Consider the following 11,810-nt stretch of genomic DNA (forward strand, 5'->3'; position numbering starts at 1 on the left):
GCGGCGGCAGGGACGAAGCGCATGACGGTGCCGGCGAGCCCGCAATCCACCGTGGCGCCGACGAGCTCGCCGGGCGTGACAGTGATGCGCTCGGCCTCTTCGGTGAACACCACACCCATGTCAGACAGTGCGGCGCGCATGAGGTCCGTGTCGCGCGAATGGAGCGCCCCGATGATCGTGGATTGCCGGTTTGCCAACGCGGCGAGCACGTACGCGCGGTTGGTCATCGACTTGGAGCCGGGCACAACCTGGGTGTGCACGATCGGATCAGGATGGAACGGGGCGGGCCACAAATCGGAGGTCATGCGGCCAAGCATACCGAGCGGCCATAATAGGGGACATGTGCGGACGCTTCGTTCTCTTCACCACCGGCGACGAACTGTTGGAAGCCGTGGGCACGTTGCCCGGAATCACAACAGTGCACGCCCCCGACGGCACCCCGCCGCCGCGCTACAACATCGCGCCCACCCAGCAGGTTCCGCTCGTGCGCATCGACGGCTCCGAGGCGCTTATCGACGCCGCCCGGTGGGGCCTCCTTCCCACCTGGAAGAAAGACGACACCGGCGCATCCCTGTTCAATGCGCGTGGGGAGACCGTGGCGGAAAAACCCTCCTTCCGCTCGGCCTTCAAGGTACGCCGAGGTCTCATGGTGCTCGATGGCTACTACGAGTGGAAACAGGAAGGGAAGGGCAAACAGCCCTACTACGTCACCCCGGGAGAAGGTTTGCTGTACGCGGCGGCGTTGTGGGACACGGGGCTGGACAGGCTGTCTACCACCATGGTGACTACGGACGCCACCGAGAACATGGCGTGGCTGCACCACCGCCTGCCCCTGTTTTTGAAGGCGGACGAGGTGGAGCAGTGGGTGAAGGGAACACCGGAGGAGGCACTGGAACTCATCCACCCCTCCCGCGTGGCGGAGGACCTAGAGTGGTGGCCCGCTGCCAGCGAGGTAGGCAACGTGCGCAATGACTATGCGGAACTGATCGGAGCGAAAGAAGCGCCCACCACGCGGGCTAAATCCTGAGGGTTCAACGCCAACGACAGGCCCCGCCGGCCGGCGGAGACGTAGGTGGTGGGGAAGGGGGCCAGGGAGGCGTCGACAAGCGTTGGGAGTGCTTGCTTCGTGCCAAGCGGGGAGATGCCGCCGACGATGTAGCCGGTGACGCGCTGCGCGTCTTTCGGTGTGGCCATCTCAGCGTTCTTCCAGCCGAGCGCCTTTGCAGCCTTTTTCAGCGAGAGCTGGCCGACGACCGGGACACAGCACACCGCGAAATTCCGCTCATGGTGGATGACCAGCGTTTTGAGCGTGACCGCGGGATCGATGCCCAGATCCTCCACCGCGTGATCCCCGAAATGATCCGTGTGCGCGGCGTACTCGAGGAGCTTATAGGGCACGCCCGCAGCGTCGAGAACAGCAAGTGCTTGAGTCTTCGCAGCCATGAAACCAACCCTAGCTAGAATGGCGCCCATGGCCGACAACGACCTTGAACGGCGCTTCCGCGACGAAGCGCTACCGCTCCTGGACCAGCTCTACGGTGGCGCGCTACGCATGACGCGCAACCCGCAAGACGCCGAAGACCTCGTGCAAGAAACCTACCTGAAGGCTTTCAACGCATTCGGCTCGTTCAAGGAGGGCACCAACCTCAAGGCGTGGATGTACCGGATTATGACAAACGCGTACATCAACACCTACCGCAAAAAGCAGCGCCGCCCACTGGAAACCTCCGCTGAGGATGTCACCGACCGGCAGCTGTACACCACCAGCTCCCACGACTCGACCGGCCTGCAATCCGCCGAGGTGGAAGCCCTGCGCAACATGCCCGACACCGCGATTGCGGATGCCATGAACTCGCTTAACGACGACTACCGCATGGTCGTCTACCTCTCCGACGTTGAAGGCCTGGCATACAAGGAAATCGCCGAAGCGCTGGACATTCCCATCGGCACCGTCATGTCCCGCCTGCACCGGGGAAGAAAACAACTCCGCGAACTGTTGAAGGATGTAGCGAACGAACAAGGCATCGGCCTGGAGCACTCTGGCCTGGAGGAGCAGAAATAATGGGTGACTGCAACATCGAACCAACCCGCGCACAAGCGCTGCTCTGCGAATTCTTCGACCCCGAGACCCCGCAGGCCCGCGTAGAGGAAATCCGCGCCATCATCCAAACCTGCCCCGAGAACTTTGCCCGGCTGAAAACCGAAATGGAGATCCGCCAGATCGTCCGCCGGTGCAACTGCCAGGACCAAGCCCCCGAGCAGCTGCGGCAGCGGATCGTGCGGTCCATCTCGATTACCTATTACAAGTAGGGGTTTGAGTTCCCGGGCAGATCGTGATGAATGAACTGCAATAAATGAACTCAAATAAACCAGGTGGGCGCATCAGTTTCCATAGAAATCTGGCGGCCCATCCTGGTTTATTTGAAAACGTTTATTGGGGTTTGCGTTTTAGCGGGCAGAGATCTTGGGCCCGGTACTTTCCCCAAAGGGAGCACCCCTTCACCCGGCTCGAAAACCAGGTGAAGGGGTGCTTCACTGTTGAACTCTGCTTAAGAGTTGGGACGCTTGCCGCGGTTAGCGCTCTTCTTGCGGCGGTCCTTGCGCTTACGACCACGCTTGCTCATAACGACCTCCTTGGGCCAAATGGAACTGACAGTAAATACTCTGTCTGATCACTGTATCGGGGTGGGCGGGTGCGACGGAAATCGGCAGCCTAGGCGGGGCGATGCCCTCCTAGGCAGAAGTAAAAGGAATTAGGCGGTGACGCGCTGGCGGTTGCGCTGCTTGTTGCGGCGCTTGAGGGCGCGGCGCTCCTCCTCGGAGAGGCCACCCCACACGCCGGCATCCTGGCCGGTTTCGAGTGCCCACTTCAGGCACTGGGAGGTAACGGGGCAGCGGTGGCAGACCAGTTTGGCCTGTGCGATCTGGGAAAGTGCTGGGCCGGAGTTACCAACCGGGAAGAACAGTTCGGGGTCTTCGTCGCGGCATACTGCTTCGTGGCGCCAATCCATGATGAGGTCTCCTTTAAAAGTCTGTGTGCGGCAGCGCCAAAACGCCGCCGTTAAGCGTGGGTGGAACTAGTGGAAAACCACACTCCGGGGCACACCACGGCGCACTTTGCTCACGGCGCTATCAAAAACGGGGGCAGGCGCGTGAAATACGCGGGGTTTTCCCGGTGATGAATAGTCGTGCGAAAAGTTGAGCGGATCCGGTGCGTTGTGGGCGGTAGTTCCCGATGGTTGCGGGACCCGTCTTCCGTTTACCGGATGTTAACTCCGTGGTGATCTGGAGTTGGTGGCTGGGTAACCAGCTCTTTGTTTTTGCTACCCGTGAATAATGGCACGTTTACATACACTCCGCTAGGGGTAGGGGCCAAATTGTGATGCAATTCATATTTGTTGGTGCATCTTTTAAGGTTTTTCTGAGGGGTGACGGGGTCAATCGCCCGCGCATTGATCGTGACAAGAGCCTTTTGAACTGGGATTTTAGACGTAGTTAAAAGAGGGGGAGGGTGGGAAGTTCGTCAAATCACTATCAACCCTTAGGATGATGTGCGTGAGTTCTAACGCTTCCAGTCCTGAGTTAAAGAGCACAACCACTGATGTCCCTGCCGTGGGGACGGTCCCGGCGCCGATGAAGGTCGCGGCCATTGTGGCGATCCTCGAGGGGATCGTCGCTATTGCGTGTGGCGTGTACTTCGCCATCACGCAGGCACAAATGGGCACGGATGAGACGTTGGTGGAGTCCGATACCCCCGCGTTTGCCTTCGTGGGGGTTGGTACCGCGATCTTCGTGCTCTTGGTGTTCGGCCCGATGCTCGCCGGCGCCGTGGGTATTCTGCGTGGTCACACGTGGGGGCGCAGCCTCATCGTGTTCCTGAACATGCTGCTCGTGGGTATTTCGGTGTACATGTTCAGCGGCGGTGCTACCACGCTTGGTGTGGTCACGTTGTTCGCCGGGCTGGTGGCGTTGGGGTGTGCGCTCCACCCGGCATCCACAAGCTGGGCAACCGCAAGTTTCGACGAGCGTCGCGCGCGGCAAGGCTAAGAAGCGTCGAGGACAACGACGGTATCGCCACGCTTTTCAACGATGGTGGCACCCGCCGACCCCAACGTCACCGGGCCGGTGTAGCCGGCGCGGTCAACGCGGATGGTGCGCTCGGGGTGGTCGACGTTCCAATCGGCGATGGCAACGCCTTCGGTGGTGGGGTAGAGCAGCCGGTCGCTGACACCGACGCCGGTGCCGAGAGCACCCTGGTAAATGGTGGTGACGGCGAGATCTGACGGGTCCAAGAGCAGCAAGTTGTGGCCGTCGAAGTAGGTCATGTTGTGGGGGAGATCAGCAGTCTGCGGTACAAGAATGCGGCTGGGGGAGTCTGCGAGCAGATTGGAGGCGGGAACCTGGGCGCTGTGAAGTTGTGTGCCGTTCTGTGAGTAGGAGGTGACGGTGGACGCCGCTGGATCGTGCACGGCGGCAGCGTCTTGACTGATAGCCACGAGGTAAGCGCCATCGGGGATGGACACGGATTCATGCAGTTCCGGTTTGCGGGAATCCTCCGGAGTGGTGTCCTGGAACCGCAGCCATGTACCATCCTCGCAGGTCTCGGTGATGGCCAGAAGTTCTGTGCGCGTCAGAGCAGAGGTCAACGTGCAGCCGGGATGCGGTTGCATATCTGGTTCTTGTGGAGCTTTCACGTCGCCATATTCCACGGTGCGCACGAGGTCGGAGCGCCACAGTTCCGTGCGGGAATACTCACGGTCAATGCCGAGGATGCCCACGCGGTCATTGGAAGAAAAGACGGTTCCCACCGGGGTGCTTCCCGCAGAGCGGGTGTTCGCGTACTGGCCTGTCAGTGCGTTGATGCCCACCACGTCACCGCAGCCGATATTGGTGCGGTACACGGCCACAACCTTGCCCCATGCGCCGGCGATGCCGCAGAGTTCAGCGCTGCGCTTGTAGGTCCACTGGGTGGCACCGTCCGGGGTGGTGCCGGTGATGGTGCCATCGTTGTAGGTGACAATCACACCGTTGACGATGAGAGGGCGCGCTTGCGGTGAGGTGTCCGGCAGGGTGAAGGATTCGGTGAGGGACTCAGGTACGGCGGCGAGGGTGCCGGCGTCCGTGAGTTCCTCGGCAGCAGGCGAAAGGTGATCCTGGCGGATCGGCGCCGTGAAGAAAGCGATGAGTAGGGCGATCAGGCAGATCGTTGCGATGACGGCGGTGGCGATGAGGTCGCCGCGGGTCCGGCGCAGAGGTAGGTTCGTACTCATCGGCGGCGTCTCCGAGGACGGGAAGCGGATCGGTCACTGCGAGGCTTCCGGGAGCGCAGGCCGTGAACGGGGCGTGGGGCACCAACGGTGGGGCCGGCGTCAGCGGGGATGTCCAGCGCTTCGAAGAGTTCAGGGGACGTGGAGAACCAAGACGGAGGTTCAGGCATGTCCAGGTCGAGGTCGTCGTTGATGAGTTTCCACTTGTGGGTCTCATCGAAGCCGACGAGGGTGACTGCGGTACCGGTGCGGCCGGCACGGCCGGTGCGGCCAATGCGGTGCACGTAGGTCATTGGATCATCAGGGGTTTGGTAGTTGATGACGTGGGTGACATCATCAACATCAATACCGCGGGCAGCAACATCGGTGGCAACGAGGATCTCAATTTCACCGGAACGGAAAGCATCGAGGGAACGCTCGCGTGCTTCCTGGCCCATGTCGCCGTGGACGGAGCCGACGGAGAAACCTCGGTGGGCAAGGTCTTCGGCTACATCGGCGGCAGTGCGCTTGGTGCGGGTGAAGATGATGGTCTTACCACGGCCGTAGGCTTGGAGGATACGCGCGGTCACCTCCGGCTTGTCCATCTTGTGGGAGCAGAACACTACCTGCTTCGTGGTGTCATGGATTTGAGAGGACTCCGTGGATTCCGCACGGATATGAATTGGCTTGTTCATCATGGAGCGAGCCAAACTCAGGATCGGACCCGGCATCGTGGCGGAAAACAGCATCGTTTGAATCGGCTGGTTCAGTGCGCCCCAGATCTTCTGAATATCAGGCAAGAAGCCCAGATCGAGCATCTCATCGGCCTCATCGAGCACGAGGATGGCCACCTTGCTCAAGTCCAAGTCGCCGCGCTGGTGAAGGTCCAAAAGGCGGCCAGGGGTGCCCACGACAACATCAACACCTGCTTTCAAGGCGTTGATTTGTTCGGTGTAAGGGCGGCCACCATAGATCGTCGATAAGCGAACCGGCGTATTTTTTGCGGCGAGTAAAAGATCCTCACCCACCTGGACTGCAAGCTCACGCGTGGGGGCGATGATGAGGGCGCGCGGGGTGCCATCGAGCTCAGCGATCGCGGCATCATCAAAAACGCGATCCAAAACGGGAACACCGAACGCGAGCGTCTTGCCCATTCCTGTACGCGCCTGGCCAATGAGATCGCGGCCTTCCAGCGCAATGGGTAATGTGAGTTCCTGGATGGAAAACACATGCGTCAAGCCGTTGTGCGCAAGGGCCTCCACAATCTCCGCGGCGACGCCAAGCGCGGCGAAGGAGGGCGGTGACTGTTCAAAGCGATCGGGCACGGTGAACATCTTAACCGCCCACCGCTACAATGTGCCTATTGCACAGTTTGTCAAGAGCAAAGGACAGTGAGATAGCCGCAATGGAAATCAAGATTGGTCTGGCAGAAAGCCACCGTGAACTCTCCATCACCTCGCCGAAGGGGCAGGACGAGATTTCGGACCACATCACACGGGCTATTGAATCCGGCGCACCGACCATCACGCTCGAAGATGAGCGCGGTATGAAATACGTGGTGCGCACGGAGCGCATCCTCTACGTCGAATTGGGTAATTCCACCCCGCGTGCTGTCGGCTTTTCCGGCTAGAAGCGCGATAGATTTGACCCCATGACTCACCGTCCCCACTATCCCAGCGAGTTCGACGCTGAGGTGTACAGGAGTAACAATCGCTTTCGTTCCGCCTGGAATGAATTCGTGCGTAACTACGGTTGGCGTGCCTACGCCATTCCGGTGCTCATTGTGGTGACGGCGCTCGTGGTGTGGTCGATTGTGACCACCCCGGCGGAGGAGACCGTGGGCACATCCCGCGCACCGGAGGGGGCGCAGAGTTCCTCCGTGCGTAAAACGGTGGAGGATATGCCAGTGGGTGAAGTAGGAATCACTGAACTACCGCCCGGTGGGCCATACACGGAACAAGGTGGCGGAACTTTCCGGCCGGTTGGTTCTAAGGGTATGCAGGTCGGCGAAGGCCGTGAGCAGGTCGTGCGTTTTGCCACCGAGGTGGAGGATGGAATTGATACCCGTGGCTACGGTGGGGATGACGCTTTTGCCGCAATGGTGGATGCCACGTTGGCGGATCCGCGGGGGTGGACAAATGACCCAAATGTGCGCTTTGAGCATGTTGGTTCCGATGATCATCCGGATTTGCGTATTCAGTTGATCTCTGTGGGAACAGCTCGTACTACTTGTGGTGATGATTTGGGGCTGGAAACGTCCTGCCGTATTTTCAACGAGGATGAGGGGGACCGGGTGCTCATCAACGAGTCACGCTGGGTGCGCGGTGCGGCACCTTTCCAGGGGGATTTGGGCAGCTACCGTCAGTATGTGATCAACCATGAGGTGGGTCACGCGCTGGGCTACGCGGCGCATGAGCCATGCCCGGCTAATGGGGATCTGGCGCCGATTATGATGCAGCAGACGCTGAGCCTGAACAACAAGGAGCTTTATGACCTCAGTCCGGAGGAGGTCTATCCGGAAAACAACGATACGTGTCGCGCGAACCCGTGGCCATACCCGCGGCCGGCTGTGCTGTAAGGCTGTAGGAGGACAGTGTGGTGAAGACTATTCCGGGACATGTTCTGACGTCTTTTCAGGCGGGTGATTCAAGCCCTGTTCCGCTCGGTCCGGAGTGGGGTAATGGTGTGCGGTTCGGCCGGATGGTCATTGCGGAAGCACCCGCGCACGCCACGTGGTCATCTAAGTTGCGGGAGAAGGTCGCCGTACCAGGGGTGCGAGTAGTGCGTCCGGTGCGGACGACGGATGGTCGCTTCACCGTTTCGGGCTACCGTGCCTCCGATTTTGTGGAGGGGGAGCCTGGTCACCGCGTGGACGAAGCGATTGCCGCTGCGCTGCGTTTTGACAAAGCGATGGCCTATTTTTCTGCCCCCTCGCTTGACCGTGATGATGTGTGGGCGCGCGCCGATCGCGCCGTATGGGCCGGGTATTCCGATTACATCAAGGGCGGTCAGCTCAGCCACGCTGATTTTTTCGGGTGCTGCATTTTTGAGGGCTCGCTGCCGCCCGCATTGACTGACATCGTGCCCGCAGAAGGTCCGCGCCCACAGGGGTACAGCGCCGCGCTCACGCTTATCGACGGGCTTTTGGCCGACGCTGTCGACGACGCTGTTGTTTACCGCTGGTCGCACATCCCAGACCTGCTGTTTTTATGTGAGCGGGCGCTGGAGTACCGCACTAGTTTGGCCGCAACTTTCGTAGCTGATACGAATTTTAGTTCGAATATTGACCGGGTGGGGTCCCTGCTGATGTCGTACCGAGGTGCAACACTGTAGGGCATGAACTCCCCGCAAACACCCGCGCTACCACCACACCCGCGGGCTTACCTCGTTCGACGTGAACGCACGGTGCATGACCGAAAGTGGCCAGTTGCTTTGCCGGACTCCGGTGTGTGGAAGGTGACCGGAAAAGCAGGTTCGGGTGTGACCAGCTTCCTCATTGACACGGCTGCCGCCCGCATTGCCGCTGGTGCGGACCCCAACGGGGTTGTGGTGATCACCGCTTCCAAAGAATCGGGCGCGCGAGTCCGCCAGGAATTATCGGACAAACTGGCCACTTTGGGCTTCGTTGCGGATGAGCCGATTGTGCGTTCCATTCACTCCCTCGCCTTTGCTCTCCTTCGTGCAGCTGAACCGGTAGATGGCGGTGAAAGTAGCCAGATTCGTTTGATCTCTGGCGCGGAGCAGGACTTTGCTATCCGTGAACTCCTCCAGGGCCATGTGGAAGACGGGGGCGGGTCGTGGCCTGAAGAACTCCGCCCTGCGTTGCCGATGGTGGGCTTTGCCCGCCAACTGCGTGATTTTTTGCTGCGTGTGGTGGAGCGCACACTCACACCGGCACAACTGAAAGAGATGGGGGAGCAGCACAATATTCCCACTTGGGGCGCTGCCGGTGATTTCCTCGCCGAGTACCAGGCGGTCATGGCCCTCTACGGTGCCCGCAGTTACTCCGCTTCGGAGCTGGTGGACCAGGTGTTGCGGGCACCGCTGCCGCGCACTTGGCACACCGTCATCGTGGATGATGCCCAGCATCTTGATCCTGCTTCGGGGCAGTTGGTGTCCCGTTTGGTGGCTGAAGCGGACCTGGCTGTTGTTGGCGGTGACCTGGAGCAGTCCGTGTTCCGTTTCCGGGGTGCCTCCCCGCTGTTCGTTGCCAATTTTGAGCGCGATGTCCCCGCGCGCACTGGTGTGGATGTGAACCTGGTGGACCTCGGCGCCACCCGGCGCAACCCGTCCGCGGCTGTGGCCATTGCGCCTTCTGAGGCACTCAACCACGCCACCGTAGTGGATGCTCTGCGCCGCTCTCACCTGGGTGATGGCGTGCCGTGGAGTGACATGGCCGTGATTGTTCGTTCCGCCGGCATGATCGAACCGCTGCGTCGCGCCCTGTTGCAGGCCGGTGTGCCCGTGGCAGTCAACCCCACAGACGTTGTGCTCAGTGAACAAAAGATTGTCATGGCCATGCTGTTGGGCTTGCGTGCGTTACGCAGCGGTAACAGTGATAGCAGCGATAACAGCAATGGCAGTGGCAATGAGGAGTTGAGCATGGCGCAATGGCGCCAGCTCCTCCTCGGCCCAGTAGGTGGAGTGGATCCAGTGACCCTACGCCGTCTTTTGCGAGGCCTGCGCCGCTGGCAGCCCGAAGCCCGCGCGGAGGACACCCTGCGGGAGCTGCTCAACCAGCGCGGGGAGCTGCCGGACTTTGGCTCAATGCTGACGGAGCGGGAACTGGCTATTCTCACCCGGATGCGCAGCGTTCTTGAAGCAGGCCGTGCGGAACTGGAAGCCGGCGGCAGCGTCGAGGAAGTCCTGTGGGCCGTGTGGTCAGCAACGAAGCTGGCGGACAGCCTGATGGCCATCGCCCTGCGCGGTGGTGCCGGCGGTTCCCAGGCGGACCGTGATTTGGATGCGATGATGGCACTTTTTGACGCGGCGGGGGATTTCACCGAACGTCGCCCCACCGCCACGATCGATTCCTTCATCGCCCACATTGAGGAACAAGAACTGCCCACGGGTGTGCGTGACCGCCGTACTGCGGTTCCGGATGCCGTGCCGCTGCTCACCGCGCACGGTGCAGCTGGCAGAGAATTTCGCCGTGTCATTGTCAGTGGCGTACAAGAATTGACGTGGCCTACGTTGAGTGAAACTGGCACGCTTATGCGCCAAGAAGACCTCATTGACCTGGTGGATGAAGGCATTGACCCGGCTACACCGGTGTCCCACACTGCGGACCGCCTCAAGGAAGAAAACCACCTGTTCCACATGGCTGTGAGCCGTGCAACGGAACACGTCCTCGTCACTGCAGTCGACAGCCCGGAGGGTGATGAAGTGGTGGAGCCGTCCCGCTTTGTCGCCGCCTTCGCTGCCCAGACAGGCGCGGCCCGAACGATGGTGGTGCCAGATGTGGCAGAGATCCCGCAGGCACAACCCGCAACAGGCGCGAGTGATGCAGCAAGCGATGAGGAAGATCCATACAGCTACGTTCGCGTGCGCGTCCTGGCCGCTGAGGATGTGATTGCGGAGCTGCGCCGCGTGGTCACTGACCCCGAAGCGGATGAGGAACACGCAAACCAAGCCGCACGCCAGCTTGCGCGGATGGCGGAAGGAGGGATTCCGGGGGCGGATCCGGGGCAGTGGTGGGCAGTGAGAGATCCGTCGACAAGCGAAGCGATGGAGCCGCCCAGCCGGCTGTCGCCCTCACGCATTGAGGGCCTGCTTCAATGCCCAATGCGCAACGTGCTGGAGCGCGACATCACCGCAACATCGACGGATGCGATGACCCGTGGCACGCTCGTGCACTTCTTCTTCGAGGCACTCGGCCGAGGCGCTGACGCTGAGCTGGCCCGTGCGGACACCATCAAGGCGTACACCGAGCTTTTCGACGTCCCCGCGTGGAAGCGCACCAATGACCTGGCTGCTTTTGAGGAGATGCTGGATAGGGCCGCGAAATGGGTTGACGATACCCGCGGGACCTTTGACCTTCTGGGCGTGGAAGTGCCCGTGCACGTGGAAGTCGCCCCTGGTGTGGTGATTGGTGGACGCATTGACCGGCTTGAACGCGAAGGTGACAGCACGAATGACTCAGCGCCTGTGCATGTGGTGGACCTGAAGACGTCCAAGTACGCGGTCTCAGGCAAGGAGATCGAAGAGCACCCGCAGCTACTTGCCTACCAGCTGGCACTGTCCCACGGGGCGTGGCGCGATGGGGCAGTGGTTACCGCCGCTGAAGGGGAAACACCCCTGGCTGTCGGTGGTGGCACCCTGGTGTATCCCGCGGCGGAGACCGTCGGCGTGACCACGAGGACACAGGCGCCCAAAGATGAAGAACAGCGCGCTGAGTTCACAGAACTGATCAGGCCCCTGCCCGCTGAAATGACGGGGCCGCAGTTACGCGCGGTGACTGGTCCACATTGTGATTTTTGCCAGATCAAAAACATTTGCCCCGCCCAGCCTGAAGGAGAGGTGACCACCCGTGGTTAACACAGGACATGAAGCGCACGCTGCGAC

The 11,810-nt window shown here is 60.9% G+C and carries 13 protein-coding genes and 1 pseudogene; 8 read left to right on the top strand and 6 right to left on the bottom strand.

The features are described 5' to 3' along the window. A pseudogene (locus F4V54_RS05535) lies at positions 1 to 305 on the bottom strand (3-phosphoshikimate 1-carboxyvinyltransferase); the annotation flags it as partial. Between the two features lie 35 nt (positions 306 to 340). Here F4V54_RS05535 and F4V54_RS05540 point away from each other — a divergent pair. After that, a complete protein-coding gene (locus tag F4V54_RS05540; RefSeq protein ID WP_034664438.1) occupies positions 341 to 1,027 on the top strand; it encodes an SOS response-associated peptidase in 687 nt (228 codons plus the stop codon). Here the strand turns inward: F4V54_RS05540 and ybaK are convergent. Next, a complete protein-coding gene (gene ybaK / locus F4V54_RS05545; RefSeq protein WP_249041235.1) occupies positions 973 to 1,443 on the bottom strand; it encodes a Cys-tRNA(Pro) deacylase in 471 nt (156 codons plus the stop codon). The genes F4V54_RS05540 and ybaK overlap by 55 nt on opposite strands. 28 nt (positions 1,444 to 1,471) lie before the next feature. On the opposite strand from ybaK, the gene F4V54_RS05550 reads away from it, so the two are divergent. Both F4V54_RS05550 and F4V54_RS05555 read left to right on the top strand, forming a co-directional pair. Then, entirely contained in the window at positions 1,472 to 2,062 is a 591-nt protein-coding gene (locus tag F4V54_RS05550; protein ID WP_034664436.1) for a sigma-70 family RNA polymerase sigma factor, read from the top strand. Then, positions 2,062 to 2,310 (top strand): hypothetical protein, encoded by a 249-nt coding sequence (locus F4V54_RS05555; protein ID WP_034664435.1) that lies wholly within the window; start codon positions 2,062 to 2,064, stop codon positions 2,308 to 2,310. Before F4V54_RS05550 ends, F4V54_RS05555 begins: the two co-directional genes overlap by 1 nt. 239 nt (positions 2,311 to 2,549) lie before the next feature. Here F4V54_RS05555 and F4V54_RS11900 read toward each other — a convergent pair whose 3' ends face one another. After that, entirely contained in the window at positions 2,550 to 2,624 is a 75-nt protein-coding gene (locus F4V54_RS11900) for a 50S ribosomal protein bL37 (RefSeq protein WP_095066802.1), read from the bottom strand. A 129-nt stretch (positions 2,625 to 2,753) separates the two neighbouring features. Next, a complete protein-coding gene (locus F4V54_RS05560; RefSeq protein WP_034664433.1) occupies positions 2,754 to 3,011 on the bottom strand; it encodes a WhiB family transcriptional regulator in 258 nt (85 codons plus the stop codon). Between the two features lie 544 nt (positions 3,012 to 3,555). Between F4V54_RS05560 and F4V54_RS05565 the strand changes: the two genes are divergently transcribed. Next, a complete protein-coding gene (locus F4V54_RS05565) occupies positions 3,556 to 4,047 on the top strand; it encodes a hypothetical protein (protein WP_150386521.1) in 492 nt (163 codons plus the stop codon). Here F4V54_RS05565 and F4V54_RS05570 read toward each other — a convergent pair. Both F4V54_RS05570 and F4V54_RS05575 read right to left on the bottom strand, forming a co-directional pair. Beyond that, positions 4,044 to 5,270 carry an Rv3212 family protein gene (locus F4V54_RS05570; protein WP_034664431.1) on the bottom strand — a complete coding sequence of 409 codons (1,227 nt, stop codon included), beginning with the start codon at positions 5,268 to 5,270 and terminating at the stop codon, positions 4,044 to 4,046. The two genes, F4V54_RS05565 and F4V54_RS05570, sit on opposite strands and share 4 nt — an antisense overlap. Continuing rightward, positions 5,267 to 6,571: a DEAD/DEAH box helicase gene (locus F4V54_RS05575; RefSeq protein ID WP_034664500.1), complete on the bottom strand. Its 1,305-nt coding sequence runs from the start codon at positions 6,569 to 6,571 to the stop codon at positions 5,267 to 5,269. The genes F4V54_RS05570 and F4V54_RS05575 overlap by 4 nt, the downstream gene beginning before the upstream one ends. A gap of 80 nt (positions 6,572 to 6,651) precedes the next feature. Here F4V54_RS05575 and F4V54_RS05580 point away from each other — a divergent pair, with 80 nt between their 5' ends. From F4V54_RS05580 to F4V54_RS05595, 4 genes are read left to right on the top strand one after another with little or no spacing between them, the layout of a single operon-like run. Continuing rightward, positions 6,652 to 6,876, top strand: coding sequence for a DUF3107 domain-containing protein (locus F4V54_RS05580; RefSeq protein ID WP_034664430.1), 225 nt, complete (start codon positions 6,652 to 6,654; stop codon positions 6,874 to 6,876). A 21-nt stretch (positions 6,877 to 6,897) separates the two neighbouring features. After that, positions 6,898 to 7,824: a DUF3152 domain-containing protein gene (locus F4V54_RS05585; RefSeq protein WP_084576618.1), complete on the top strand. Its 927-nt coding sequence runs from the start codon at positions 6,898 to 6,900 to the stop codon at positions 7,822 to 7,824. A 17-nt stretch (positions 7,825 to 7,841) separates the two neighbouring features. Then, positions 7,842 to 8,579: a hypothetical protein gene (locus F4V54_RS05590; protein WP_034664428.1), complete on the top strand. Its 738-nt coding sequence runs from the start codon at positions 7,842 to 7,844 to the stop codon at positions 8,577 to 8,579. A 3-nt stretch (positions 8,580 to 8,582) separates the two neighbouring features. Then, positions 8,583 to 11,783: an ATP-dependent DNA helicase gene (locus tag F4V54_RS05595; protein WP_150386522.1), complete on the top strand. Its 3,201-nt coding sequence runs from the start codon at positions 8,583 to 8,585 to the stop codon at positions 11,781 to 11,783. Positions 11,784 to 11,810 lie beyond the last annotated feature (27 nt).

The sequence above is a fragment of the Corynebacterium tuscaniense genome, assembly GCF_008693065.1.
GTDB lineage: Bacteria > Actinomycetota > Actinomycetes > Mycobacteriales > Mycobacteriaceae > Corynebacterium > Corynebacterium tuscaniense.